This is a genomic window from Amycolatopsis sp. cmx-8-4 (genome assembly GCF_046548675.1).
In the GTDB taxonomy this organism is placed as follows: domain Bacteria; phylum Actinomycetota; class Actinomycetes; order Mycobacteriales; family Pseudonocardiaceae; genus Amycolatopsis.
Genome location: NZ_JAEBDZ010000009.1, coordinates 204712 through 228405 on the forward strand (window position 1 = coordinate 204712; position 23694 = coordinate 228405).

Annotated in this window: 26 protein-coding genes; 3 read left to right on the top strand and 23 right to left on the bottom strand. The window is 71.3% G+C overall.

Annotated features, from left to right (window positions below; all coding sequences use genetic code 11):
- Complete coding sequence (locus ACLJQZ_RS21225) at positions 1-1596, bottom strand: cytochrome c biogenesis protein ResB (protein ID WP_410621660.1); 1596 nt, start codon at positions 1594-1596, stop codon at positions 1-3.
- Between the two features lie 34 nt (positions 1597-1630).
- A complete protein-coding gene (locus tag ACLJQZ_RS21230; RefSeq protein ID WP_410621661.1) occupies positions 1631-2404 on the bottom strand; it encodes a cytochrome c biogenesis CcdA family protein in 774 nt (257 codons plus the stop codon).
- A 161-nt stretch (positions 2405-2565) separates the two neighbouring features.
- On the opposite strand from ACLJQZ_RS21230, the gene ACLJQZ_RS21235 reads away from it, so the two are divergent.
- Positions 2566-3108, top strand: coding sequence for a TetR/AcrR family transcriptional regulator C-terminal domain-containing protein (locus ACLJQZ_RS21235; protein WP_410621662.1), 543 nt, complete (start codon positions 2566-2568; stop codon positions 3106-3108).
- On the opposite strand, the gene ACLJQZ_RS21240 is transcribed toward ACLJQZ_RS21235, so the two are convergent.
- From ACLJQZ_RS21240 to hemL, 4 genes are all read right to left on the bottom strand, one after another.
- Positions 3099-3335 (bottom strand): hypothetical protein, encoded by a 237-nt coding sequence (locus ACLJQZ_RS21240; RefSeq protein ID WP_410621663.1) that lies wholly within the window; start codon positions 3333-3335, stop codon positions 3099-3101. The two genes, ACLJQZ_RS21235 and ACLJQZ_RS21240, sit on opposite strands and share 10 nt — an antisense overlap.
- Before the next feature lie 87 nt (positions 3336-3422).
- Positions 3423-3995, bottom strand: coding sequence for a TlpA family protein disulfide reductase (locus ACLJQZ_RS21245; RefSeq protein WP_410621664.1), 573 nt, complete (start codon positions 3993-3995; stop codon positions 3423-3425).
- Positions 3992-4618: a histidine phosphatase family protein gene (locus ACLJQZ_RS21250; protein ID WP_247060305.1), complete on the bottom strand. Its 627-nt coding sequence runs from the start codon at positions 4616-4618 to the stop codon at positions 3992-3994. The genes ACLJQZ_RS21245 and ACLJQZ_RS21250 overlap by 4 nt, the downstream gene beginning before the upstream one ends.
- On the bottom strand, positions 4615-5916 hold the full coding sequence (hemL, locus tag ACLJQZ_RS21255; RefSeq protein WP_410621665.1) for a glutamate-1-semialdehyde 2,1-aminomutase: 1302 nt from the start codon (positions 5914-5916) through the stop codon (positions 4615-4617). Before hemL ends, ACLJQZ_RS21250 begins: the two co-directional genes overlap by 4 nt.
- A gap of 117 nt (positions 5917-6033) precedes the next feature.
- Between hemL and ACLJQZ_RS21260 the strand changes: the two genes are divergently transcribed.
- Positions 6034-6510 (top strand): TspO/MBR family protein, encoded by a 477-nt coding sequence (locus tag ACLJQZ_RS21260; protein ID WP_410621666.1) that lies wholly within the window; start codon positions 6034-6036, stop codon positions 6508-6510.
- Here the strand turns inward: ACLJQZ_RS21260 and ACLJQZ_RS21265 are convergent.
- From ACLJQZ_RS21265 to ACLJQZ_RS21345, 17 genes are all read right to left on the bottom strand, one after another.
- A complete protein-coding gene (locus ACLJQZ_RS21265; protein ID WP_410621667.1) occupies positions 6507-7136 on the bottom strand; it encodes a hypothetical protein in 630 nt (209 codons plus the stop codon). The two genes, ACLJQZ_RS21260 and ACLJQZ_RS21265, sit on opposite strands and share 4 nt — an antisense overlap.
- A 10-nt stretch (positions 7137-7146) precedes the next feature.
- Positions 7147-8352, bottom strand: coding sequence for an ABC transporter permease (locus ACLJQZ_RS21270; protein ID WP_410621668.1), 1206 nt, complete (start codon positions 8350-8352; stop codon positions 7147-7149).
- On the bottom strand, positions 8349-9062 hold the full coding sequence (locus ACLJQZ_RS21275) for an ABC transporter ATP-binding protein (protein WP_410621669.1): 714 nt from the start codon (positions 9060-9062) through the stop codon (positions 8349-8351). The genes ACLJQZ_RS21270 and ACLJQZ_RS21275 overlap by 4 nt, the downstream gene beginning before the upstream one ends.
- Positions 9059-10366, bottom strand: a complete 1308-nt coding sequence (locus tag ACLJQZ_RS21280) for an efflux RND transporter periplasmic adaptor subunit (RefSeq protein ID WP_410621670.1) — start codon at positions 10364-10366, stop codon at positions 9059-9061. Before ACLJQZ_RS21280 ends, ACLJQZ_RS21275 begins: the two co-directional genes overlap by 4 nt.
- 62 nt (positions 10367-10428) lie before the next feature.
- Positions 10429-10767 carry a hypothetical protein gene (locus ACLJQZ_RS21285; RefSeq protein ID WP_410621671.1) on the bottom strand — a complete coding sequence of 113 codons (339 nt, stop codon included), beginning with the start codon at positions 10765-10767 and terminating at the stop codon, positions 10429-10431.
- Positions 10768-10780: 13 nt separating this feature from the next.
- Complete coding sequence (locus ACLJQZ_RS21290) at positions 10781-11227, bottom strand: hypothetical protein (protein ID WP_410621672.1); 447 nt, start codon at positions 11225-11227, stop codon at positions 10781-10783.
- The gene (locus ACLJQZ_RS21295) at positions 11224-11766 is read right to left on the bottom strand and encodes a hypothetical protein (protein WP_410621673.1); all 543 of its coding nucleotides are present in this window, start codon (positions 11764-11766) and stop codon (positions 11224-11226) included. Before ACLJQZ_RS21295 ends, ACLJQZ_RS21290 begins: the two co-directional genes overlap by 4 nt.
- 18 nt (positions 11767-11784) lie before the next feature.
- Positions 11785-12756 (bottom strand): porphobilinogen synthase, encoded by a 972-nt coding sequence (hemB, locus tag ACLJQZ_RS21300; RefSeq protein WP_410621674.1) that lies wholly within the window; start codon positions 12754-12756, stop codon positions 11785-11787.
- Positions 12757-12848: 92 nt separating this feature from the next.
- Positions 12849-13232, bottom strand: a complete 384-nt coding sequence (locus tag ACLJQZ_RS21305) for an Imm1 family immunity protein (protein WP_410621675.1) — start codon at positions 13230-13232, stop codon at positions 12849-12851.
- Positions 13229-13960, bottom strand: coding sequence for a DddA-like double-stranded DNA deaminase toxin (locus ACLJQZ_RS21310; protein WP_410621676.1), 732 nt, complete (start codon positions 13958-13960; stop codon positions 13229-13231). The genes ACLJQZ_RS21305 and ACLJQZ_RS21310 overlap by 4 nt, the downstream gene beginning before the upstream one ends.
- Before the next feature lie 98 nt (positions 13961-14058).
- Complete coding sequence (locus ACLJQZ_RS21315; protein ID WP_247060288.1) at positions 14059-15591, bottom strand: uroporphyrinogen-III synthase; 1533 nt, start codon at positions 15589-15591, stop codon at positions 14059-14061.
- A gap of 83 nt (positions 15592-15674) precedes the next feature.
- Complete coding sequence (gene hemC / locus ACLJQZ_RS21320; protein ID WP_410621677.1) at positions 15675-16604, bottom strand: hydroxymethylbilane synthase; 930 nt, start codon at positions 16602-16604, stop codon at positions 15675-15677.
- A 21-nt stretch (positions 16605-16625) separates the two neighbouring features.
- Positions 16626-17933 (bottom strand): glutamyl-tRNA reductase, encoded by a 1308-nt coding sequence (locus ACLJQZ_RS21325; RefSeq protein WP_410621678.1) that lies wholly within the window; start codon positions 17931-17933, stop codon positions 16626-16628.
- Between the two features lie 73 nt (positions 17934-18006).
- Positions 18007-18936, bottom strand: coding sequence for a redox-sensing transcriptional repressor Rex (locus ACLJQZ_RS21330; RefSeq protein WP_410621679.1), 930 nt, complete (start codon positions 18934-18936; stop codon positions 18007-18009).
- 262 nt (positions 18937-19198) lie between these two features.
- On the bottom strand, positions 19199-20764 hold the full coding sequence (locus ACLJQZ_RS21335; protein WP_410621680.1) for a molybdopterin-dependent oxidoreductase: 1566 nt from the start codon (positions 20762-20764) through the stop codon (positions 19199-19201).
- A gap of 82 nt (positions 20765-20846) precedes the next feature.
- The gene (locus tag ACLJQZ_RS21340) at positions 20847-21086 is read right to left on the bottom strand and encodes a glutaredoxin family protein (protein WP_247060279.1); all 240 of its coding nucleotides are present in this window, start codon (positions 21084-21086) and stop codon (positions 20847-20849) included.
- Between the two features lie 10 nt (positions 21087-21096).
- Positions 21097-22671, bottom strand: coding sequence for an AMP-binding protein (locus tag ACLJQZ_RS21345; RefSeq protein ID WP_410621681.1), 1575 nt, complete (start codon positions 22669-22671; stop codon positions 21097-21099).
- Between the two features lie 251 nt (positions 22672-22922).
- Here ACLJQZ_RS21345 and ACLJQZ_RS21350 point away from each other — a divergent pair, with 251 nt between their 5' ends.
- The gene (locus ACLJQZ_RS21350) at positions 22923-23630 is read left to right on the top strand and encodes a sigma-70 family RNA polymerase sigma factor (RefSeq protein WP_247060275.1); all 708 of its coding nucleotides are present in this window, start codon (positions 22923-22925) and stop codon (positions 23628-23630) included.
- Positions 23631-23694: the final 64 nt, after the last annotated feature.

The following is a 23694-nucleotide window of genomic DNA, read 5'->3' on the forward strand; positions in this document are numbered from 1 at the left end:
TCAGCCCTTCTGACCACTGATCAGGCGTTCGCTGATCCGGTGGAACTCTTCGCCGTACCCGGCCTGATCCGTGCGGGCCAGCCCGGCGACCTCGATCACCGTACTCGGCTCGTCCTCGGTCCCCGGCTTCACCCGGACCCACAGCCGACGCCGCTTGACCAGCAAGGACGCGCCGAGGCCGAGGAACATCGAGATGGCGAACCCGAGCACGAAACCCTGCGTCGGGTCGTGGGAGACCTGGAGCGAGACCCAGTGGCCGACGCCGTCGAAGCGGACCTTCGTGCCGTCGTCGAGCTTGATCTCCTGGCCGACCTTCATGTTCTCGCGGGCGACCTTCTTCAGCCGCCCGTCGTCGATCAGCGACTGGTCGACCTCGAACACCGACTGGCCGCGCCCGGCGTCCAGGCCGAGGTCGCCGCGCAGGATGTCGACGGCGACGGCGGGGTCGGTCAGCTGCGGCGCCGACGACGTCAGGACGTTGCCGTGCAGGAACGACGTCGGCGCGAACAGGCCGGTGATGGCCAGCTGGCGGGTCCGCCGCCGCACCTCGTCGGTGACGCCGGGCTGGTCGAACTTCGTCGCGCCCTCGGCGAGCATCGTGGTCGGGTCGACCGTGCGCCACTGCGTGTTCTGGGTGCGCTGGGTGCCGTCCGGGAAGGTCACCGTGAACTTCGGCGAGTAGCCCTGGCCGAGCAGGTAGACGCGGTCGCCGACGGTGCGCAGCGGCGAGTTGACCTCGAGGCCGTACGGGCGCCAGGTGTTCGTGTCGAGGTCGGAGCCGGACTGGTACTCGATGTTCGAGTGGTAGTACTCCGGCTCGCCGGCGTCGGTGTAGCGCGCGGTGAAGTCGTTGATCTTCACGCAGAACGGGTCGAGGTCGGTGCCGTCGACGCGCAGGCCCGCGTTGAAGGAGTCGTAGTTGTAGATGCCGGAGTTGCAGAAGGTGCTGCCGTCGGCCTGGACGATGACCTGGCCTTCGTAGCCGTACAGCTTGCCCAGCGCGAAGAACACGATCAGGCCCAGCATGCTGAAGTGGAAGATCAGGTTGCCGGTCTCGCGCAGGAAGCCGCGTTCGGCGGAGATCGTGCGGACGCCGCCGGCCTCTTCACGCTCGACGCGCCGCCAGCCGGACAGCTGCTTGTGGACGGCGGCGAGCTCGGCGGCGACGTCCTGCTTGCCGCGGCCGAGCCGGTAGTGCGGCATCCGGGCCAGGTTGCGCGGGGTCAGCACCGGCTTGGCGCGCATCGCCTTGACGTACTCGAAGCTGCGCGGCGTCAGGCAGCCGATCAGCGAGATCATCAGCAGCAGGTAGACCGCCGAGAACCAGATGCTGGAGTAGACGTCGTAGAACTCGAGCTTGTCGAGCAGCGTGCCCCACCAGCCGTGCGCGCTGATGTACGCGTCGACCTTGGGCGCGTTGAGCTTCCGCTGCGGCAGGAGCGCGCCGGGCAGCGCGGCCAGCGCCAGCAGGAACAGCAGGACGAGCGCGGTGCGCATCGACGTCAGGCCGCGCCAGGTGTTGCGCACGAAGGCGAAGGTGCGCTTGGCGGGCGTGGGTCCTCGTGGGGCCGCGGGAGGTGCCTCCACTGTGCTCATGCCGCCTCCGCGGGAAAGAGTGCGTCGGCGGGCGTCACAGCGGCAACCTCAAGTCGCCCGCGAGCTCGTTGCGGAGGAAGCCCATCAGATCTCCCCAGACGCCGGTGACCAGCAGGATCCCGACGATCATCAGCAGTGCGCCGCCGAAGACCTGGACCTGGCGGCCGTGGCGGCGCAGCCAGTCGGTGGCGCGCACGGCCCAGCGGGCGCCGAGCGCGATGAGCAGGAACGGCAGCCCGAGGCCGAGGCAGTAGACGGCGATCAGCAGGTAGCCGCGGGCCTCGGCGCCGCCGGTCGCGCTGGCCAGCGTCGTGACGGCGGACAGCGTCGGGCCGATGCACGGCGTCCAGCCGAGGCCGAAGACGGCGCCGAGCAGCGGGGCGCCCCAGATGCCACCGCCGGGCACGCGGTGCGAACGGAACTCGCGCTGCAGGCCCGGGATCCAGCCGAGGAACACCAGCGCCATCGCGATGGTGAGGACGCCGCCGATGCGCTGCAGCAGGTCCTGGTTGAGGGTGAGCGTGTCGGCCAGCCAGACCAGGGTGCCCAGGGTGGCGACGAACACGACGGTGAACCCGAGCACGAACAGCAGCGCGGCGCCCAGCACGGCCCAGCGGCCCTGCTTGCGCTCCTCGCCGGCCCGGACCGCGGGGGCGTCCGCGCCGACGAGCGCGGCGAGGTACGCGAGATACCCCGGCACCAGCGGCACCACGCACGGCGAGGCGAAGGAGATCGTTCCGGCCACCAGCGCGACGCCCGCGGCGAGCAGCAGCGGTCCGGAGATCGCCAGCTCGGTAACGGAGTTCACGGGATTGAGGGTAGGCAGTGAGGTCCCGGTGAGAACTCCGGGGCCGGTTCACAGGACCTACCTCACAGCAGTTCAGGACCTTGGTCCCGCTCGTGGCGCGTTGGTGCTTTCGCGTACTTGAACACCGCTCAAGCGCGACAGGCGTGGTGCACTGGTCTCCGATGGCCCTCAACCAGGCGGTGGTGCTGGACGCCGCGATCGAGCTGCTGGACGAGACCGGGCTGGACGAGCTGACCACGCGCAAGCTCGCCGACCGCCTCGGCGTGCGCGTCGGCGCGCTCTATTGGCACTACGCGAACAAGCAGGCGCTGCTGGACGCCGTCGCGGAGCACATGCTGGCGGTGGCGACGCGCGGGGTGCGCGCGTCCGGGACGTGGCGGGAGCGCGTGACGGCAATCGCGAACGCCCACCGCGAGACGATGCTCGCCCACCCGGACGGCGCCCGCGTCATCGCGACCATGAGTGCCCCGGGACCGGCGGCGACGGAGTTCCTGGGCCACCTGCTGACGACGCTCGCGGACGCGGGCATCCCGGAGCACGAGGCCTGCGCGGACCTGGTGACGGGTTTCGTGAACGGCTTCACGGTCGAAGAACAGGCCCGCCGCACGGCCGTGCCCCGCTCGCTGCGGGACGCGGCGTTCGCGACGGGCCTGTCCGTGGTCCTCGACGGCCTGGCCGCCCGGGTCGGCCGCGCTCAGAGGTAGAGCTGGCCGCCGTACTGGGCGCCCGACAGGTTGCCGTGCACCAGGCCGTTGCCGGTGTTCTGCCAGAGGCGGAGCGTGCGGCCGTTGCCGCTCGTCTGCTTGAGCAGCGTGAATTCCTGGATCGTGACCGGCGCCGCGGAAGCGGCCGGTGCCGCGGAGACGGGCGCCGACGCGGCCGTGGTCACGGCGAAGGCGATCAGTGCCGCGGCCGCCAACTTCTTCATCATGAGAAACCCCCCGGGTTCGGACAAAACGATCACGGGGAACGTACCGGGAACCGCGCGGTCGGTGGAGGGGTTTCAGCCTGGGCCGAATCAGGCCTGTTCCGCCGCCAGGCGCTGGGTGACCGGGAGCAGATCCTGGGCCAGTACCGGGCGCAGGAACACCGCCGCGACGCGGTGTTGGTTGTCCAGCACGATCGTCGACGGGATGATGTTGCGCGGGTAGCCGCTCAGCTTGAGCAGCACCCGGCCGTCCGGGTCGTAGATCGACGGGTACGTCAGCCCGCGGTCGCGGACGAAGTCCTGCGCGGCGTCGCGCGCCGGGTCGCGGACGTCGATGCCGACGACCTGCACCCCCGGCGCCTGCTTCGCGAGGCTCTCCATCTCGGGCGCCTCCGTGCGGCACGGCCCGCACCACTGGCCCCAGAGGTTGAGCACGACGACCTTGCCGGGGAAGTCGGCCAGCGACAGCTGCTTGCCCTCGTTCATCAGGTCGTCGCCGGAGAGGACCGGCGCGGTCTGGCGCTGGGCGACGTCGTAGGTGATGTCGACCTGGCCGCCCGGGGAGACGAACGTGAAGCTGCTCCCCTGGACGACCGCGTCCTTGCCCGCGCTGCACCCCGCGATCAGGCCCAGCGCGGCCAGCGTGACGAGGAGCCGTTTCATGCCCCGGTCACCTTCGGGTCGGTGGACCCCGCGGGCTCGCTGTAGACGATCTCGCGCAGCTCGTCGCCGTCGAAGACCAGGCTGGTCAGGGAGGCCAGCGAGCACTGGCGACGGCGTGGGTCGTGCCACAGCTTCTTGCCCTCGAGGAACCGCCGGAGCGTCCAGATCGGCAGCTGGTGCGACACGCACAGCGCCTCGTGACCCTCCGCCGCGTCGCGCGCGCGGTGGACGGCGCCGAGCATCCGGTGCGCGATCTCCAGGTACGGCTCGCCCCACGACGGCTTGAACGGGTTGGTCAGCTTCGACCAGTGCTTCGGCTCCCGCAGCGCGCCGTCGCCGACCGCGACGTGCAGGCCCTCGAACTGGTTGCCGGCCTCGATCAGCTCCGCGTCGGTCGCGATGTCGAGGCGGTGCGCCGCCGCGATCGGCGCCGCCGTCTCCTGCGCTCGCTGCAGCGGCGACGCGACGACGTGCACGAGGTCGTGCCCCGCGACGGCCTCGGCGACCGTCAGCGCCTGACGCTGGCCGCGCTCGGAGAGCCGGTAGCCGGGCAGCCGGCCGTAGAGGATCTTCTCGGGGTTGTGGACTTCGCCGTGGCGGAGCATGTGGACGACGGTGGTCACTGGACCGCTCCGGCCGCCGCCTGCGCCGCCGCGGGCAGCGCCGCTTCGATCACCGAGAACGCTTCGTCGTCCATGGCCGCATTGACGAACCAGGCCTCGTACGCGCTCGGGGGCGCGTACACGCCGCCGTCGAGCAGCGCGTGGAAGAACGGCGGGAAGCGCCAGGTCTCGGACGCCTGCGCGCCCGCGTAGTCGCGGACCGTCGGCTCGCCGAAGAACACGCTCACCAGGTTGCCCGCGTACTGGACGCTGTTCGCGACGCCGGCTTCGCTCAGCGCGAGGCGGAAGAGGTTGCCGAGGCGCTTCGCGTTGGCGTCGAGCGCCGCGTACACGGCCTGGTCGGCCGCGCGCAGCGTCGCGAGGCCGGTGGCCACCGCGACGGGGTTCCCGGACAGCGTCCCGGCCTGGTAGACCGGCCCGCCCGGGGCGAGCTTGGCCATGATGTCGGCGCGGCCGCCGAACGCCGCCGCCGGCAGGCCGCCGGACATCACCTTGCCGAACGTGTACAGGTCGCCGGCCACGCCTTCGAGGCCGAACCAGCCCGCGCGCGAGACGCGGAACCCGGTCATCACCTCGTCCATGACCAGCAGCGCGCCGTGCTCGTGGGCGATCTCCAGCAGGCCCGCGTTGAAGCCCTCGTCCGGCGCGACGGCACCCATGTTGCCCGCCGCGGCCTCGGTGATCACCGCGGCGATCGCGTCCGGATTGTCCACAAAGGACTGCCGGACGACGTCGAGGTCGTTGTAGGGCAGCACGATCGTGTCGGCGGCCTGGGCGCCGGTGACACCCGGCGACGTCGGCAGCCCGAGCGTCGCGACGCCGGAGCCCGCCTGGGCGAGCAGCGCGTCGACGTGGCCGTGGTAACAGCCGGCGAACTTGACGATCTTCGCGCGGCCGGTGAACCCGCGGGCCAGCCGGATCGCGCTCATCGTGGCCTCGGTGCCCGAGTTGACCAGCCGGACCCGCTCGACGGGCTCGACTCGGCCGATGATCTCCTCGGCCAGCTCGACCTCGCCGATGGTCGGCGTGCCGAACGACAGCCCGGACGTCGCCGCCTCGCGCGCCGCCTCGACGACCGCCGGGTGCGCGTGCCCCAGGATCATCGGCCCCCAGGACGACACCAAGTCGACATAGCGGTTCCCGTCGGCGTCCCACAGGTGCGGGCCCTCGCCGCGGACCATGAACCGCGGGGTGCCGCCGACCGAGTTGAACGCCCGGACCGGCGAGTTCACCCCGCCCGGGATGGCCGCCTTAGCGCGGTCGAACCATGCCTTGGACTGCTCGGTTCCAGTGCTCACCCGTCCAGTCTCGCAAACCCGGGCGGCGCACCGCCGACCCCGTCACCTGCAACTCGGGGTGCGCGCGAGCGTCACCGCCCTAAGATGGCCGCACGCCGCCCGGGAGGGGAACAACCGGTGACCGAACGTGTGCCCCAGCGCAACCCGTGGCTGGTGCTGGCCTGCTTCCTCGGCGTCGTCGCCGTGGTCGCGGCGGTCGGCGCCCTGGCCGCGACGTCGTCGAAGGAGATCTACGAGCGCTTCGACCTGCCGTCGTGGGCGCCGCCGGTGTCCCTCTTCGGTCCGGTGTGGACGGTGCTCTACGTCACGATCGCGCTGTCCGGCTGGTGCTACTGGCGCACCGACGGCGAGAACCGCGGGTTCGCCGCGTACGGCATCGGCCTGCTGGTCAACCTGCTCTGGCCGCCGCTGTTCTTCGAGGGCGGCGCCGCGGTGCTCGCCCTGCTCGACATCCTGGTGCTGGACGTCGTCGTGCTCGTGACGATCGTCCTGTTCGCCCGCCGGTCGAAGCTCGCGGCCGCGCTGCAGGTGCCCTACCTCGCCTGGATCCTGTTCGCGACCGCGCTTAACACCGCCATCATCGTCTTGAACTAGCGACCGGCCTGCTGGGTGATCGCCTGCGCGGCGACCGTGCCGTCGTCGCCGGCCTGGCCCTGGATCGTCACCGTCGAGCCCGGCTTGAGGTCCGCGAGCTTGCCCGGCTGGGTCACGCCGACCGTCGTCGAGTCCGATGTGGACACCTTGACGTCGGTGCCCTGCGCGGTCTTCACGTAGACGGTCGTGCCGTCGACGTGGTCGATCGTGCCCGTGGTGCCACGCCCGCCGGCGCCGCGGAAGCCGCCACCCTGCTGCTGCCCGGTGCCGGTGCCGCCGGTCTGGCCGGTGCCAGCTTGAGTGCCACCCGCCTGCGTGCCACCCAAGCCGCCGCCCTGGCGCCCGGCCGGCGCGCCCGACGAGCCCGACGACGAGCCGAACGCGGCGTGCGTCCAGGCACCGCCGGCGAACACGGCCGCGAGCACCACCAGCCCGGCCAGCACCATCGTGGCCCGGGAGAACGGCTTGGCCGCGCGGCGCATCTCGGCGTTCAGGTCGCCCTCGACCGCCGGGCTGGCGACGATCTGCTCCGCCGTCGGCTCGGCGGGCGCCGCCGGTTCGACGGCCGGGAGCACCGCCGTCGGCTCGTCCCCCGAACCGGGCGGCGGGGTCGTCGTGGAAGACATCGGTGACTCCTTATTCATGACGCAGCGCGTCGATCGGCCGCAGCTTGGCGGCCCGGTTCGCCGGGAAACTGCCGAAGAACAGCCCGATCAGGGCGGATACCGCGAAGGCGAGCAGGATCGACGAAGGCACCACGACCGGCTTGATCCCGGAGATGGTGAACCGGCTGCCGATCAGCCCGATCGCGACGCCGAGCAGCCCGCCGAACAGGCTGAGCATGGTCGCTTCGGCGAGGAACTGGCCGAGGATGGCCGCGCGCGGGGCGCCGATGGCCTTGCGGATGCCGATCTCGCGGATCCGCTCGGTGACCGTGACGAGCATGATGTTCGTGACGCCGATGCCGCCGACCAGCAGCGAGATCGCCGCGACGGCCGCCAGCAGCACGGTGAACGTCTCGGTCGCCGACGTCCGCGTCGCGAGCAGTTGCTCGGAGTTCTGGATCTGGTAGTCGGCGGTGCCGCCGAGCCGGATGCCGTGGCGCGCGTTGAGGATCGCGGTGATCTCGGCCTGCGCCAGCGTGACGGAGTCCGCGCTGGTGGCCTGGACGGCGATCTGGCTGAGGCTGCCGTAGCCGGCCAGCGAGTTCTGCACGGCCGAGATCGGCGCGATCGCGACGTCGTCGGCGTTCTGCAGCCCGGTGCTGCCCTTGGCCTGCAGCACCCCGACCACGGTGAACTGGATGCTGTTGAGCAGCACGTTCTGGCCGACCGCGTCGGTACCGCTGCCGAAGATCGACTCCGCCGTCGTCGGGCCGAGCACGACGACCTTGCGCGCGGCCGTGACGTCCTCGCTGGTGAACAGCGCGCCTTCGGCGATGTCGCGGTTGGTGGTGGTGAAGTACGCGGGCTCGGTGCCCGCGACGGTCGAGATGTCGTACGACGTCTGCCCGTAGGTCGCGGTGGCCGTTGTGTTCACGACCGGCGACGCGGCCTTGACGTCGGGCGCGCCGATCGGGTCGACCAGCGCGTGCGCGTCCTGCACGGTCAGCGGCCGGGCCGAGGCGCCCTGGCCGCCGCCGCGCGCCGGGGAGACGTTGACGACGTTGGTGCCGAGGCCCTGGATGCTCGCCGCGATGGCCGCCGAGGCGCCGTTGCCGACCGCGACGAGCAGGATCACCGCGGCGACGCCGATGGTGATGCCGAGCGTGGTGAGCGACGAGCGCAGCTTGTTCGCCGTGAGCCCGCGCACGGCGAAGCGCAGGACTTCGAAGAGGTTCACGAGACGGCCCCCACGACCCCGGACGCCCGAGTGACGTCGTCGGCCACGATCAGCCCGTCGTCGACCCGGACGACGCGGCGCGCGTGCGCGGCGACCTCGTCCTCGTGCGTGATCACGACGATGGTGCGGCCGAGCTGGTTGAGCCGGTCGAACACCCCGAGGACGTCCTCGGTGCTGCGGCGGTCCAGGTTGCCGGTCGGCTCGTCGGCGAGCAGCATCGCCGGCCCGGTGACCAGCGCCCGCGCCACGGCGACGCGCTGGATCTGGCCGCCGGACAGCTCGCTCGGCAGGTGCTTGGCCCGGTCGGACAGCCCGACCATGTCCAGCGCGGCGAGCGCGCGGCGTCGCCGTTCCGCCCGACGAAGTCCACTGTAGACAAGCGGGAGCTCCACATTGGACAACGCGGACGTCCGGGGCACGAGGTTGAACGACTGGAAGATGAAACCGATCTTCCGGTTGCGCAGCAAGGCCAATTGCCGCTCGTTGAGCTTGCCGACGCCGAAGCCGTCCAGCAGGTACTGGCCGGACGTCGGGACGTCGAGGCAGCCCAGCATGTTCAGCAGCGTCGACTTGCCCGAACCGGACGCGCCCATGATCGCGACGTACTCGCCGGGCCGCACGGTGAGCTCGACGCCGCGCAGGGCGTGCACCGCGGTGTCCCCCGCGCCGTAGGTCTTGCGCAGTCCGGAGACCGCGATCACCGGGTTCATCCGCGTCCGCCGAAGCCGCCGCCGGCGCCCGTACCCGTGCCGCGCTGGCCGCCGCCGGGGACGCCGCCGGTCCCGCCGCCCGGGAACCCACCGGTGCCACCCGTCCCGCCGGTGCCGGTCCGGCCGGTGCCACCGGTGCCGGTCGCGGCCGTCGCGGTGAGCACGACGTTCTCGCCCTCGGTCAGCCCGGACGTGATCTGCACGGTCGACTCGCCGCGGATGCCGATCTGCACCTGGCGGGGCACGTTCCGGCCGTTCTCCTGCACGGTGACGATGTTGGTGTTGCCGGCGGTCGTCACGGCCGCGGCCGGCACGCTCAGCGCGTTCTGCGCCTCGGCGACGGTGATCACGACGCTGGCCGACTGCCCGGGCCGCAGGCCGTCCGGCGGGCTGGTGAGCGCGAGCTGCGCGCCGTAGGAGACCACGCTGCCGCTGGTCGTCGGGGTCAGGTTGATGCTGGAGACGGTGGCCTGGATCGGCTTGTCCGGCAGCGCGTTGAGCGTCACCGTGGCCTTCTGGCCCGCCTTCACCTTGCTGACGTCGATCTCGGCGACCGAGGTGGTCACGACCAGGCCGCTCATGTTCGTGATGGTGATGAACCCGGTGCTGCTACTGCTGGAAGACGACGTCGCGGCGCTGGAGTTCGACGAGCCCTGCCCGCCCTGGCCGCTGCCGCTGGACGTCGACTGGGAGCTACTGCTCGCCGAGCCGCTGGAGGACTGCTGCCCGACCGTGCCGTTGACGGCGGTGACGGTGCCCGCGCCGGGCGCGTAGAGCGAGGTGTTGTCCAGCGCGGTCTGCGCGGTCTGGACGTCCAGCTCGGCCTGGTCCAGCTTCGCCTGCGCCGAGGTGACGCTGTTCGCGGCGGCCTGGGCGCTGTTCTGGCTGTTCTGACCGTTTTGGCCCGTCGCCGGGGTGTCCTCGGCGGTTTCGGCGCTGTCGAGACTGTCTTGCGCCACCGAGCGATTCGCCTTCGCGACCTGAAGCTGCTTCGCCGCCTGCGTGCTGTCGACGGTCGCGAGCTTCTGGCCGGCGCTCACGACGTCGCCGACCTTCACGTCGATCGACGTGACCTTGCCGGCCGTCGTGAAGTTCGCCGCGCCCGTGTAGCTGCTGGCGAGAGTCCCGGCGGCGGAAATCGTCTCGGAGACCGTCGCCCGGCGCACCTGCGTGCTGCGGGTCTGGGCCTGAGCCGTGTTCGAAGCCGGGGTAAAGGCTTGGTATATCCCGAATCCCGCCCCGGCCAGTAGCACGATCAGAGCACCGTTGATCACCCATGCCCTGGAGGCACGCACCCGCGTCATGCGGCAACCTTGCGGCCGCCGCTTAGCAATTGACTGTTCGTTCCCTGTGGAGGAGCTGTGTATCAGTCCTTCTGCTTTTGAGGGCGCGTACGCAGCGCGAGAGAGAGCTGACGGACCGCGTCCACCAGCAGGATCGCGGCCACGACGCCGAGCCCGATGGCCGCGGCGAGGTGGCCGCCGAAGTACCGGTGCGACTCGAGGACGGCGCCGTCATCGGTGCGCGTCACGACGGTGGCCATGCCGCTGTGCCAGAAGGCGTAGACGCCCCAGCCGGCCGCCACGGCGAGCACGACCTCCAAGACGGCGACCAGGATCCGCCACGGCTTGTGCAGCCGCGCGGCGGACCCGGATTCATCCGGCGGCCAGAGCTCGGCCCCGGTGGGCTGCGGAAGGTCGATCACAGAGAGGATTTTCTCACGTCTCGCGCGGCGTCGCCCGGACGAGGCGGTCCAGCGCGTCCTGCAGGGCCTCGACGTCCTTCGCCCACGCCAGCACCACCGTGCCGTCCGCCAGCTTCAGCGGCAGCGAATCGTACTTGCGCGGGACCGACCAGCCGCCGCCGAGCACGCGGGCGCCGACCGGCGTGCCGACGTCCGTCACCGACGCCAGCTCGGCCGCCTGGACCTTCTCGCGGCCCTGGCGCAACTGCTTCGTCGTGACTTCCAGCGAGAGGAACCGGCGCCGCGCGTACACCCACGGGATCGTGATGACGCACAGGCCGAACCCGACCAGCAGCCAGCCTACGAGGTGCACCGGGCCACCCGTCACCAGCTCCGCCAGCGCCCCGACCACGGCGAACACCGGGCCCCACACGATGGCGACCCAGCTCACGCCGGACTCGGCGTAGAGCCGGTCGCTCACGGGCGCTTGCCGGCCTTCGGGAAGTAGCCCGCCACCGACGGCAGGTACAGCAGCACCAGCGCGACGACGAACACCAGCACCGCGGCCAGCGTCAGGAAGTTGATGATCGGCGCGATCACCATGATCAGCACCAGCATCACGATCGGCAGGATGGTGAGCACCGTCCGGGCCGAGCGAGTGCCTTCGCGCGCCTTGTACGCGAACAGCAGGAACAGCAGCACGAACACGACCGAGCCGCCGAGCAGGTACCACAGCAGCGTCGTGACGCCGTCCGCGATCATCTGCGGCGAGTACTTCGAGTCCTTGGTGCCCTCGACGAACTGCGCGATGACCGCGGACTTGCTGCTGAGCAGCTGGACGTAGCTCAGGATCAGCAGCACGCCGCCGGCGAGCCACAGCCAGAACGACCACCACACCGGCCGCGGCGGGGCGGCCTTGGGCGCGGGCTGTCCGGGCAGCACCGGATCCGGCGCGCGGCCCAGTTTGCGGCGTTCGTCGTCGGTGAGACCGCTGAGGTCTTCGGTTTCCTTGTCGGCCACGCGAGGGACTCTAACCGGTCAGTCCAGCCACGCAGCGGCTTCGGCTGCCCAATACGTCAGGATCATGTCGGCGCCGGCCCGGCGGATCGACGTCAGCACCTCGAGGACGGTCCGCTCGCGCTCGAGCCAGCCGTTCGCCGCGGCGGCTTCGACCATCGCGTACTCGCCCGAGATGTTGTAGGCCGCCACCGGCACCGGGGAGATGTCCGCGGCCGCCTTGAGGACGTCCAAATAGGACAGTGCGGGCTTGACCATGATCATGTCCGCGCCCTCGGCGAGGTCCAGCTCGATCTCGCGCAGCGCCTCGCGGGCGTTGCCCGGGTCCTGCTGGTAGGTCTTGCGGTCGCCCTTGAGCTGCGAGTCGACGGCCTCGCGGAACGGGCCGTAGAACGCGCTGGCGTACTTCGCGGCGTACGCGAGGATCGCCTTGTCGCTGTGGCCGACCTCGTCGAGCGCGCGGCGGATGACGCCGATCTGGCCGTCCATCATCCCGGACGGCCCGAGCACGTGCGCCCCGGCTTCGGCCTGCGCGACGGCCATCTCGGCGTAGACGCGCAGCGTGGCGTCGTTGTCGACCCCGCCGTCGGCGTCGAGGACGCCGCAGTGGCCGTGGTCGGTGAACTCGTCGAGGCAGGTGTCGGCCATCAGCACGGTGGCGTCGCCGAGTTCGGCGCGCAGGTCGCGCAGGGCGACGTTGAGGATGCCGCGCTCGTCGACGGCGCCCGAGCCCTCGGCGTCACGGGTCTCGGGAATGCCGAACAGCATCAGCCCGCCGACCCCGGAGTTGACCGCGTCGACGGCGGCCTTCCGCAGGGTGTCCCGGGTGTGCTGCACGACGCCCGGCATGCTCGAAATCGGCCGCGGCTGGTCAAGCCCTTCGGCGACGAACATCGGGAGGATCAGCTGGCGTGGCCGCAGCGTCGTTTCACCGACCAGCCGGCGCATAGCGGGCGTGGTGCGGAGCCTGCGGGGACGATGCTCAGGGAACACCCCTCCAAGTTACTCCGCGCCCTATCGCCGGAGACCCGCAAGGGTGCTCAGCGGCCGCTTTCGTCGGTGACCGGCAGGCGACAGCCGCTCGCTCAGGGCAGCTCGGCCGGATCACGCCAGCGCACGGACCGAGGCGCTCGCCCGCCGTCGGCGAGGAACTCTCGGAGCGCCGTCCGGAACCGGTCCAGCGGGATGCCGCTTCCCGGCGGAAAGCCGACCTCCGACTCGACGGCGGGGGTCCCGGGGTCGCCGACGCTGTAACCGAACGAATCGTTTCCGGCGTAGAGCAGGTAGCCGGCAGCGCCGGCCACATGTGCGTCGAGCGTGGAGCCGTCCTCGGCCTCCAAAGTCGCGGTGTCCGTCTCCGGCCGGCTCAACAGGTCGACCAGGCGATCCACGTCTTCGACAGCCTCCAGCGAGAAGGCCTCGCCGCCTTCAGCGTGCCCGTGAATCGGCACCGAACCGGTGATGGTCACGCGGGCTCCCCTCCCTGGTATTCCCGGATCGTGCCGTCCGGTTGCACAACTCGCAAGACAGCTCCGGGTGGCAACAACGCGGGAAGAAACTTGTCGCAGGTGATCCGGCGATGCGAGTCGAACGGGCGGGTGCCGCACACACCCCGATCCATCACCACCGTCTCCTGGCTCAAGTGCTCTTCGCGCATCCGAACTGCGACTTTCACCTCGACGTGCGTCGCCAGTCTGGCCACCGGTCCGGGGAGATGGCTCCCGATGAACCTCCTGGCAGCTGAGAAGTGATCATCTCCCGGCCCACTGGCCATCCGGACGGTCCATCCGTCCGAGCGAACCCATTCGCCCCGAGCCGGCACTACCCCGTCGTCACGACGGCCGACTCGCCGACGCGCTTGCCGCACCCGCTCGCCGAGAGACAGGGAAGGGCCAGTGACAGCGGGACGAGTGGGCTGAGACGTGGCCGGTCCGAGCCTGTCGAGGTACTCCTGAAGCAAGCGCCGGCTCTCCGCGACCCCTTCGCCCACCACGCGCGCTAGGACCAGGGCCTGCGCCAAAAGGTCGGCTGCAGACCGCAGTCCCGGGTCGGCGGAGCCGCGCGAAACCTCCTCGATGCGGGTATGAGCGTCGCCGAGGTTCTGGCTCGCTTGCTCCAGGGCGTCGGACGGAAGCTGGGCAAGCACCGCGCTCAGCCGGCGCGCGAGGTCACCTACGGAAGCGCCCTGGTCGGCCACTTACCCAGTGGATCACCAAACCACCCGGCCGGAAAGCCGTGAAGGCCCCCTTCCCGGCGGTAAGAGCCGGTAAGGAGGCCTTCACGGACCAACGAACCTCAGGACCTGCGGGCCCGCTTCGCCTTGCGCGGCGGCGGCAGGGCGCCCTCCGCGCGAAGCCGCGCGGCGTGCTCGGCCAGTGCGTCCACCAAGTGCGGGACGTCGGCCTTCTCCGGCTGGACGTCGACCCGGAGGCCGAACTCCACTGCCGTCTCGGCCGTCTTCGGGCCGATGCACGCGACCAGCGTGCGGGTGTGCGGCTTGCCGGCGATGCCGACCAGGTTGCGCACGGTCGAGGACGAGGTGAAGCAGACCGCGTCGAAACCGCCGGTCTTGATCATCTCGCGGGTATCGGCTGGCGGCGGCGCGGCCCGGACGGTCCGGTAGGCCGTGACGTCGTCGATCTCCCAGCCGCGTTCGCGCAGGCCGGCCGACAGGGTCTCGGTGGCGATGTCCGCGCGGGGCAGCAGGACGCGGTCGACCGGGTCGAGGACGTCGTCGTACGGCGGGAACTCGGCCAGCAGACCTTCGCTGGACTGCTCACCCTCGGGCACCAGCTCGGGGATGATGCCGAACGAGCGCACCTTCTCCGCGGTGGCCGCTCCGACGCAGGCGATCTTCACGCCGGAGAACGCGCGGGCGTCCAGGCCGAACTCCTCGAACTTCTCCCACACCGCGCGGACCGCGTTGGTGGAGGTGAAGACGATCCACTGGTAACGGCCGTCGACCAGGCCCTTGACCGAGCGTTCCATCTGCGCCGGGCTGCGGGGCGGCTCGACCGAGATGGTGGGCACCTCGTGCGACGTCGCGCCGTGGCCGCGCAGGCGCTCGGCCATCTCGCCGGCCTGCTCCTTGGTGCGCGGCACCAGGACCTTCCAGCCGTACAGCGCGCGCGACTCCCACCACGACAGCTTCGAGCGCTGCCCGGCGGCCTGGCCGATCGTGACGATCAGCGGCCCGACGAGCTCGCCGGCGTCGTTGGCGACCTTCTCGAGCGTGGTGTCGAGGGTGCGCTGGGTGTTGATGGTGCCGTTCGCCGTCACCGCGACCGGCGTCGACGCGGGCAGGCCGTGCCCGGTCAGCGCCGAAGCGGCCTCGGCGAGGTGCGCCGACGACGCGTGCAGCACCAGCGGGCCCGGGGCCGCGGCCAGGGCCGCCCAGTCGACGTCGCCGCGGACGTCGACCTCGGTGTGCGTGCCGCCGAGCGCGACGCCGGCGTACGCCGGGACGGCCGCGCCCGGGGACACACCCGGGATGACGTCGAACACGGCGCTCGTGCGGGCGACCGCCTGCACCTCGGCCACGACGGCCGGGGTGGTCAGCGGGTCGCCGGCGATCAGGCGCAGCACCAGCCGGCCGGCCTTGGCCTCGTTGGTCAGGTCCTTGGCGACCTCGGTGGCCTCGCCGACGGCGGGGCGGACCTCGGCGCCTTCGGCGGTCATCGCCAGGACGGCCTGGGGCACGTCCGGGTCGGTCACCACGACCTCGGCCTTGGCCAGCAGTTCCTGGGCACGGACCGTGAGCAGGCCGGCGTCGCCGGGCCCGGAGCCCACGAACGCTACGCGCCCGGTGGTCTTTCGCGCGGGGGTCATCTGTGCGTTTCTCCTCTTGCGGCGGCCATGCGTGATCGCATGACCGCAGGTCTCCTACGTCTTGAGAAGCGCTCGTGAAAGCGCTACTGCGCGGGTCCGGAGAGGGCTCCGGCTCCGAGGTCCAGCAGCTCGGCGGCCAGGTCCTTGCCCAGCTGGGCGGCCTGGTGCTTGTCGGCCAGCGCGATGGCCCGGACCATGTCCACCACGCCTTCCTCGCCCTCGATCGCGGCAGTACCGCGCAGCGAGATCCGTTCCACGACCTTGCCGTCGGCGTCGAGATCTTCGACGATCTCGGCGAGCGCGCCCACGGGCGAGCTGCACCCCGCCTCGAGCGCGGCCAGCAAAGCACGCTCGGCCGTCACCGCGGCCCGCGTGCCCTCGTCGTCCAGCGTGGCCGCGAGCAGGTGCTCGAGGTCCACGTCGGCGGTCCGGCACTCCACCGCCAGCGCGCCCTGTGCGGGCGCGGGCAGCATCTGGATCGGGTCGAGGGTCTCGGTGATGACCTCGACCATGCCGACCCTGGCCAGTCCGGCACGCGCGAGCACCACGGCATCCAGCTCGCCGTCGGTGACCTTGCGCATGCGCGTGTCGATATTGCCGCGAATCGGCACGATTTCCAAACCGAGACCCAGCGCGCGCAGCTGCGCGGTGCGCCGCAGCGAGCCGGTGCCCACCGTCGCGCCCGGCGGCAGCTCACCGAGAGTCAGCCCGTCACGCGCGATCAGCGCGTCCCGCGGGTCCGCGCGCGGCGGCACGGCGGCGAGCGAGATGCCCGGCTCCGGCGCGGTCGGCAGATCCTTGTACGAGTGGACGATGACGTCGACCTCGTTGCGCAGCAACGCTTCCCGCAGCGCGGAAGTGAACACGCCGACACCGATCGTCGGGATCGGCGCCATCGACTTGTCCCCGGGCGTGGTCACCGTGACGATCTCGACCTCGGCGCCGGTGGCCCGCAGGGCGTCGGCGACGTGCCCGGTCTGGGCGAGCGCGAGCTTCGATCCACGCGTACCCATGCGAATGACTCTGGTCACTTACTACTTCTTCTCTGGTGGGGGCGTCGGGCTCGCCACCGCGGCGGGTGCCTGCGGGTCGAGGCAGAACAGTTCGCGCAACGCGTTCGCGTAGTCGGTGTCGGCCGTCTCGGCGGCCAGCTGCTTGACCCGCACCGTCGGCGCGTGCAGCAGCTTGTCGACCACCCGGCGGACCGTGCGGCCGACCTCTTCGCGGACGGCGCTGTCCAATTGGGGCAGCCGGTGGTCCAGCCGCAGCAGTTCGGCGTCGACGACCTCGGCCGCGCGCTTGCGCAACGCGGTCACCGTCGGGGTGACCTCGGCGCTGCGCTGGCCGGCGAGGTACTCGCGCACCTCGTCGAGCACGATGCCGGTGGCCTTCGCCGTCTGCCGGTCGGTGGTCGGGGTGCCGGCTTCGCGCATCCGGCGCTGCACGGTCGCCAGGTCGACGACGCGCACGCCGTCGAGCTCGCCGACCGCCGGGTCGACGTCGCGGGGCAGGCCGAGGTCGCAGACGACCAGGGCGCGGCCGCCGCGGGGCAGCACCTGCTCCGGGCCGAAGACGGCGTCCTGCGCGCCGGTGCAGCAGATCACGACGTCGGCGTCACGCACCGCGTCGGCGACCTGGGACAGCGCGATCGCCCGGGCGGGCACGCCCTGCTCGGAGACGTTCGCGGCGAGCCGGCGCGCGCGGGCGTCGGTGCGGTTGGCGACGGTGATCTCGCCGATGCCGGCCTTGCGCAGCTGCGACGCGCTCAGCGCGCCCATCGAGCCGGCGCCGACGATGACGGCGTGCTTGCCGGTGACGTCCCCGGCCGCGGCGAGCGCTTCGGAGACGACCGACGCGCCCAGCTGGTCGAGGCCGGTTTCGGTGTGCACGCGCTTGCCGACGCGCAGCGTGGTCTGGATCAGCTCGTGCAGTGTGCGGCCGACCGTGCCGGCCTCGCGCGCGGTGGCGTAGGACGAGCGGATCTGGCCGAGGATCTGCGTCTCGCCGACGACCATCGAGTCCAGGCCGGAGGTGACCGAGAACAGGTGCTCGACCGCGGCACCGGCGTAGTGCACGTACAGGCTGTCGTACAGCTCGGCGGGCGTCATCCCGGCCTGGCGGGCGAGGACTTCCGAGACGTCGTTCAGGCCGCCGTGGAAGGTCTCGACCACCGCGTAAACCTCGATGCGGTTGCACGTCGAGACGAGCATGACCTCGCTGATGTGCTCGGCCTGCTGCAGCTCGTCGAGCACCTTGCCGATCTCGGGCGCCGGTACCGCGACGCGTTCCAACGTGCTCAGCTCGGCGCTGCGATGGGACAAGCCCACTGCCAAGACGCTCATGCCGTCACCTCGCTGACGCTCGGTGAGCGCCTAAGCGGCTGCGCTGTGCTGAATGATTCACTCGCAGGCTCGCTCATGAGCGCACCACCACTTCCCGTCCGCCGTCCGGACCCGCACCGTTCCGTCCGCTGCCCTTGCCATTGTCGGACGGCAGACCCGCTGCGGGTAATCCGGAATTGCTCTGATTGCTCGCGGCATCATCCGCCCGGCGGGCTACGTGAAATGACAGTATCTGCAGCTCGACGGCCAAATCCACCTTGCGGACCTCGATGTGAGCAGGAACTTGCAGCACGACGGGAGCAAAGTTGAGGATGCACTGGACGCCGCCGGCGACCAGGCGGTCGCACACGGACTGCGCCGCGGTGGGCGGCGTGGCGATCACGCCGATGGAGATGCCGCGCTCGGCGCAGACCCGCGGGATGTCGTCCATGTGGGAGACCGGGAGGCCGCCGACCGGCACGCCGATCAGGTCCGGGTCCAGGTCGAACAGGGCCTCGACCGGGAACCCGCGCCCCGGGAAGCCGCCGTAGTTGGCCAGCGCGTGACCGAGGTTGCCGATCCCGACCACGGCCACTTTGTGCTGCCGGGTCAGGCCGAGGATCCGCTCGATCTGGCTGACCAGGACGCTGACCTCGTAGCCGACGCCGCGGGTGCCGTAGGAGCCAAGGTACGAGAGGTCTTTGCGCAGCTTCGCGGAGTTGACGCCGGCGGCCTGCGACAGCTCTTCGCTCGAAACGGTCGTCGCGCCCTGTTCCGACATCGCGGACAGCACGCGGAGGTAGACGGCCAACCGGGCGACGGCCGCTTCGGGGATCTGCTTCGCCCGGACGGCCTCGGGGGCATCCCCGTTGCCGTTGGCGCGGCCGTTCACGGCGGCGGCGGGCACGGCGGGCATCTCGGCCGTCGGCGCGTTGTCGGCGTCCGGCGTGTCCGGCCGGCGGGACCGCCGTGGCGGCCGGCCGGCGGAGTCCGCTCCGTCACGCCCCCCGCGCTGTGTCACCACGCCGTGTCTCCTGCCCGCTGCGCACCTGCCGGCCATCGCCGCGACCGTTCGGAACTGTGTCTTGACCCAGGGCCCGGCGTCCGGTTCGATGCCGGACCACCGGGAGGCGATGGTCCTACGGTAGTCCACTTGTGAACGCACGCACAAAGTCACTGGTCGGAGGCGGTTCGGCACCCCCCGAGTGTGCGCGCGGGCGGCCGCGGCGGGCTCGAGCGCGGGTCGATCGGGCCGGATCACCGGCCGCACAAGGGTTTCCGGATCGTCAGTGCGCGTCGAGGGTGACGGAGTGCCAGCCGGTCGCGCCGTCGGGCACCGGGTCGGCGGTGTTCTCCGTCTGGGTGTAGCCGTCCTGGTCGGTGGCCCGGACGAACGCCTGGTGCGTGCCGCCCGGCACGTCGAGCTCGAGCCACCAGAGGCGCCAGGTGTCCTTGCTCACCTCCGCCGAAAGGGTGGCTTCGCGCCACTCGCCCTGGTCGAGCCGGACCTCGACCTTCGCGATGCCGGTGTGCTGCGCCCACGCCGTGCCGGCCAGCCGGACCTTGCCCGCGGTGACCTTCGCGAACCCGGTCGGGGTGTCGATCCGGGACTCGGTCTTGATCGGCGCCTGCTCGGCCCAGCCGCGGTTGAGCCAGTACGACTGCCGCGCGTCCCACTTGGTGAATTCCAGGTCCTTGACCCACTTGGTCGCGGACACGTAGCCGTAGAGGCCGGGGATGACGATCCGCGCCGGGAAGCCGTGCTCGACCGGCAGCGGCTCGCCGTTCATCCCGATCGCGAGCATCGCGCCGCGCGCCGGGTCGAGCGCGACGTTCGCCGGGGTGCCGCAGGTCCAGCCGTCGACGCTGGTCGCGAACATCTGCTCGGCGCCGGTCTGCACGCCGGCTTCGTCGAGCAGGTCGACGAGGTCGACGCCGATGAACGACGCGTTCGAGATCAGGTTCCCGCCGACCTCGTTGGACACGCAGGTCAGCGTCACCCGGCGCTCGACGAGCGGCCGGTCGCGGATGTCCTTGTAGGTGAAGTTCACCTCCTGGTCGACCATCCCGTGGATCTTCAGGCCCCAGTCCTCGGTGCGGATCTGCGGCACGACCAGTGCGGTGTCGATCCGGTAGAAGTCCGCGTTGGGCGTGATGAACGGCGGTGAGCCGAGCTTGACGAAGTCGGCGTCGGCGGGCAGCGGCGGCGCGGTGCGCGCCGGCACGAGCGGCCCGACGGCGCCCCGCGAGTCCTCGGCGTTCGTGCTGGTCCCGGCCACTTCGCCGACCACGGCGGCGACGCCGGCCCCGGCCGCGACGCCGACGCCGGTGCGGATGAACTTCCGCCGGTCGAAGCCCCGGTCGTAGCGGGCGAGCTCGGGCGGCAGCGCGAGGCGGTGCAGCATCGTGAACACGGTCAGCCCGGCGACGAGCGCGGCGACCGGCGCGAGCAGCGAAACCTGCCCGAGGTCGGTGCGCACGAACACGGCGGCGATCCCGGCGGCGCCGAGCAGCCCGACGAGCACCTGCCCGGCCAGCGGCTTGCGGCGCGAAAGCTGCCCGGCGGCCACCGCGAACAGGACGAGCACGACGGCGAGGCCGAGCTTGAGGATCGGCTTGTCCCAGGTGCCCAGCGTCCGCTCGGCCCACTTCACGATGCCGGTCGGGCTGTGGTCGATGACGTAGTTCGCGACCGCGATGAACGGCGAAGCCGTGTAACCGACGAAGCCCGCGACCAGGTGCCCGACGCCGAGCGCGGCGGCCAGCGCGAGGAGCCCGATCAGGGTCGAGACGGGCAGCGAAAGACGTCGCGGCGCCTCGGCCGGGGCGGGTGCGTCCTGCAAGGTGCTCACCCCTCCATCTTCGGAGCGGTAGGCCGTTCGGGTGGGGCTGGAGTGCTTACGGACGTGTTACGGCTTCACCAAGCCGGGACGTTCAGGACGAAAGCGCCTTGCGCAGCCGGTCCTCTTCGACGCGCCAGTAGCCGTGCTCGGCGCCGTCGACCAGGATCACCGGGACGCGGTCGCCGTACTCCGCTCGCCACTCCGGGTCCGTGTCGACGTCCTCGGACTTCCACGCGACACCCAGCTCGCCGCAGATGCGGGCGACGTCGGCCTCCGCCACCTCGCAGAGGTGGCAGCCGACCCGGCCCATGACCGTCACTTCCTGTGCCATGCCGCCATTACTACCGCAGCCGCATCCGGCGCAGCTTCCCGGTGGCCGAGTGCGGCAGCGACTCGGCGAACTCCACCGCGTGCGGCACCTTGTACCCGGCCAGGTGGGCGGTGCACTGGTCGACGACCTGCTGCTCGGACAGCGAAGCGCCCGGGACCGGCACCACGAACGCCTTCACGGCCTCGCCGCTGCGCTCGTCGACGACCCCCACGACCGCGGCTTCGGCGACCTCCGGCAGCTGCGCGATGACCGACTCGACCTCGTTCGGGAAGACGTTGAAGCCGTTGACGATGATCAGGTCGTTGGCCCGGTCGACCAGGTGCAGGTCGCCGTCGACGTCGAGGTAGCCGACGTCGCCGGTGCGGAACCAGCCTTCGTCGTCCGGCCCGTGGGAGCCGTCGGGCCAGTAACCGGAGAACAGGTTCGCGCCGCGGATCGACACCAGCCCGGTCTCGCCCTCGGCCTCGAAGACGTCGTCGACGTCGTCCGGGTCCAGCGGCACGGCCTGGTCGGTGCCGTCGCTGTCGACGAGCCGCAGCTCGACGCCGGGCAGCGGGCTGCCGACCGAGCCGGGCTTCGGGTAGCCGGTGACCAGCGTCGACGTCACCACCGGCGCGCACTCGGTGAGGCCATAACCCTCGAAGACATCAAGACCGGTGGCCTCCCGGATCGCGCCGAGCACCTTCGGGTGCAGCGGCGCCGCGCCCGACGTCATCCGCCGGACCGTGGCCAGTCCCCGGCCGAGCTCCTCGGCGTCCAGCGCGGCGAACTCGGCGTACATCGTCGGGACGCCGGTGATCGTGGTGACGCCGTGTTCGGCGCAGTCCGCCAGCGTGCGCTGGGCTTCGAAGCGCTCCGACAGGACCGCGGTCGCGCCGACGGCGACGGCCTGCAGCAGGCCGGGCCCGAGGCCGTAGACGTGGAAGAGCGGGATGGTGATCAGCACGCGGTCGTCGTGCTCGAGCACGCCATCGACGCCGCTCAGCTGCGTCAGGTTCGCCAGCAGCGCGCGGTGCGAAAGCATCACGCCGCGCGGCGGCCCGGTGGTGCCGGAGGTGTACGAAATGACCGCGGTGTCCTCACCGGTTCCCCCGGCGTCCGCGAACCCGGCTGCTCCATCCGGGTCAGCTTCGGGAGTGAAACCGATCACCCCGGCCGGCAGCGCCGTATCCGTGTCGCGATGGATGACAACCTTGGCGCCACTGTGCTCGACCAGCTGCTCGAGCTCGGGTCCCGGCGACTGCGGCGACACCGGGACGGCGATCGCGCCGGCCCGCAGCGCGCCGAAGAACGCGACGGCGAAATCGACCGACGTCGGCAGCCGCAGCGCGACCCGGTCGCCGGGTGTGACACCCGCACCCATGAGTGTCTTGGCCTGGGCTTCGACCGCGGCCGTGAGCTGACGGTAGGTCAGCGTCCGCCCGCCACCGGTCTCCCGCACGGCCGGGTGCTCCGGCCACGTCGCGGCGGCCCGGCCGAGCAGCTCGCCGACCCCCGACAACGTCTCTGCACCGGCACTCACCCGTGGCCCGCCTTCCCGTCGTCCCGCGAAGCGTTGCAAGTCTGTCATCTCGCGCGACGTCATGGGGGAACACCGCGAGCGTCGCCCCTTCACAAGACCGGAACCACTACCTACTTCGCGGTAACTACACGTATGCTGCACTGCGTCGCGGGGGGTGCTGATGATCACCGCCGCGATCGGAGAGAGGGAGTCGCCGTGACGAACTTGCCTGCCCACGACGCCGTGGGGCACGCGAGCCGGCAGGCCCCTGCTCGCCCGCTCATCGGGGGTACCGTGACCCACTGGGTCCGAGCCGCCGCCGGAGGTGCCGCCCGATGACAGTGCCGACCGCCGTGAGCCGCGGGCCCGTTTTCATGGTCGCCGATCGCGTCTTCGGACGATCTTCGGCCGTGCCGCTGAGCCGCCAGGCGCCGGGAGCCTCCGCCTCCGACGAAGAGCGCGCCGAAGCCCTCAAGGCCGAGGCGTGGGACCTGGTGCGCGCCGCGCAGGACGGCGACTCGTCCGCGTTCGGCCGCCTCTACGACCGCTACGTCGACGTCGTCTACCGCTACGTGCTCTTCCGGCTGGGCGACCGCGACCTCGCCGAGGACGTCACCAGCGAGACGTTCCTGCGCGCGCTGCGCCGGATCACGTCGGTGAGCTACCAGGGACGTGACGTCGGGGCCTGGTTCGTCACCATCGCCCGCAACCTCGTGCTCGACCACGTGAAGTCGAGCCGGTACCGCCTCGAAGTCGTCACCGACGAGGTGACCGAACCCGGTTCGGCGCCGTTCAGCGTCGGGGCGACCGCGCAGGCCGGCCCCGAGCAGGAGGCCATCAGCCGCGCGACCCGCACCGAGTTGTTGCGCTGCGTCGCGGAACTGGGCGACGACCAGCGGGAATGCATCATCCTGCGGTTCCTGCAGGGACTCTCCGTGGCCGAGACGGCCCAGATCATGAACCGCAACGAGGGCGCCATCAAGGCGCTGCAGCACCGCGCGGTGCGCAGGCTGGCACAACTCCTGCCCACCGGATTGCGCTGAACCCGCGAACTTTTCGGTTCATCGACCGAATCCGGTAACCATCGCGCCTTCTGGATCGTTACTC

Coding starts and splice junctions, on each gene's coding strand:
- ACLJQZ_RS21225 (WP_410621660.1), bottom strand. CDS start 1,596: ATGAGCACAGTGGAGGCACCTCCCGCGGCCCCACGAGGACCCACGCCC.
- ACLJQZ_RS21235 (WP_410621662.1), top strand. CDS start 2,566: ATGGCCCTCAACCAGGCGGTGGTGCTGGACGCCGCGATCGAGCTGCTG.
- ACLJQZ_RS21315 (WP_247060288.1), bottom strand. CDS start 15,591: ATGACCCCCGCGCGAAAGACCACCGGGCGCGTAGCGTTCGTGGGCTCC.
- ACLJQZ_RS21265 (WP_410621667.1), bottom strand. CDS start 7,136: ATGTCTTCCACGACGACCCCGCCGCCCGGTTCGGGGGACGAGCCGACG.
- ACLJQZ_RS21325 (WP_410621678.1), bottom strand. CDS start 17,933: ATGAGCGTCTTGGCAGTGGGCTTGTCCCATCGCAGCGCCGAGCTGAGC.
- ACLJQZ_RS21345 (WP_410621681.1), bottom strand. CDS start 22,671: ATGACGTCGCGCGAGATGACAGACTTGCAACGCTTCGCGGGACGACGG.
- ACLJQZ_RS21280 (WP_410621670.1), bottom strand. CDS start 10,366: ATGACGCGGGTGCGTGCCTCCAGGGCATGGGTGATCAACGGTGCTCTG.
- ACLJQZ_RS21275 (WP_410621669.1), bottom strand. CDS start 9,062: ATGAACCCGGTGATCGCGGTCTCCGGACTGCGCAAGACCTACGGCGCG.
- ACLJQZ_RS21240 (WP_410621663.1), bottom strand. CDS start 3,335: ATGATGAAGAAGTTGGCGGCCGCGGCACTGATCGCCTTCGCCGTGACC.
- ACLJQZ_RS21245 (WP_410621664.1), bottom strand. CDS start 3,995: ATGAAACGGCTCCTCGTCACGCTGGCCGCGCTGGGCCTGATCGCGGGG.
- ACLJQZ_RS21340 (WP_247060279.1), bottom strand. CDS start 21,086: ATGGCACAGGAAGTGACGGTCATGGGCCGGGTCGGCTGCCACCTCTGC.
- ACLJQZ_RS21350 (WP_247060275.1), top strand. CDS start 22,923: ATGACAGTGCCGACCGCCGTGAGCCGCGGGCCCGTTTTCATGGTCGCC.
- hemC (WP_410621677.1), bottom strand. CDS start 16,604: ATGGGTACGCGTGGATCGAAGCTCGCGCTCGCCCAGACCGGGCACGTC.